2 tRNA genes and 2 rRNA genes are annotated in these 860 nt (G+C 51.7%); all 4 read left to right on the top strand.

Annotated features, from left to right (window positions below):
* Positions 1–126: 126 nt before the first annotated feature.
* Positions 127–243, top strand: a 5S ribosomal RNA gene (gene rrf, locus WBG83_RS22500).
* Positions 244–325: 82 nt separating this feature from the next.
* A tRNA-Ile gene (locus WBG83_RS22495) sits at positions 326–399 on the top strand.
* A gap of 83 nt (positions 400–482) precedes the next feature.
* Positions 483–558 (top strand) — tRNA-Ala (locus WBG83_RS22490).
* Positions 559–733: 175 nt separating this feature from the next.
* Positions 734–860, top strand: a 23S ribosomal RNA gene (locus tag WBG83_RS22485); the annotation flags it as partial.

The following is an 860-nucleotide window of genomic DNA, read 5'->3' as shown; positions in this document are numbered from 1 at the left end:
CAAGGTAGCCGTATCGGAAGGTGCGGCTGGATCACCTCCTTTCTATGGAGTCCATGGCATCTGCAGGATGCCGGACAATACAAGCACGCTCGTGTTCAGTTTTGAAAGAGTAAGTCTCTTTCTACGTTTGGTGATGATGGCGGAAGGGAACCACGCGTACCCATCCCGAACACGACCGTTAAGCCTTCCAGCGCCGATGGTACTTGGACCGCAGGGTCCTGGGAGAGTAGGACGTTGCCAAGCGAACATGTTCTCTGTGAAGAGAGAAATAAGAGTTTCTCTTATTTCTCTCTAGCATGAGCGCAGGTACAATTTTATACAATAAGGGCCCTTAGCTCAGCTGGTTAGAGCGCACCCCTGATAAGGGTGAGGTCGGTGGTTCGAGTCCACTAGGGCCCATATTTAACCCGCAAGCTTATGGTTCAAGACCTTCGGTGCAAACCGGAATGGTTGTTGAAGCGTATGGCTGACTGGGGATATGAGGGGCCATAGCTCAGCTGGGAGAGCGCCTGCCTTGCAAGCAGGAGGTCAGCGGTTCGATCCCGCTTGGCTCCACCAAAAACATCCTGCCGGTGTGAAGCGAAACTTTTTTTAAAAAAAGGGTTGCATGAAGCATCGCGGATGTGGTAAGATAACGTTTGTCGCTGTCGAAGGGCAGAGGCAACCAGAAGGATTGTTCCTTGAAAACTAGATAACGAAATGTAACAAACATCCAATGTTTTGTTAGCTGAAAGGTTAAGCTAATGAAGGCACACGGAGGATGCCTAGGCGCTAGGAGCCGACGAAGGACGTGGCGAACGACGAAATGCCTCGGGGAGCCGTAAGCAGGCTTTGAGCCGGGGATGTCCGAATGGGGGAAC

Origin of the sequence: Paenibacillus sp. y28, from assembly GCF_037137075.1 — a bacterium.
Taxonomy (GTDB): domain Bacteria; phylum Bacillota; class Bacilli; order Paenibacillales; family NBRC-103111; genus JBBBNV01.
This window is presented reverse-complemented; position numbering and strand designations above follow the sequence as displayed.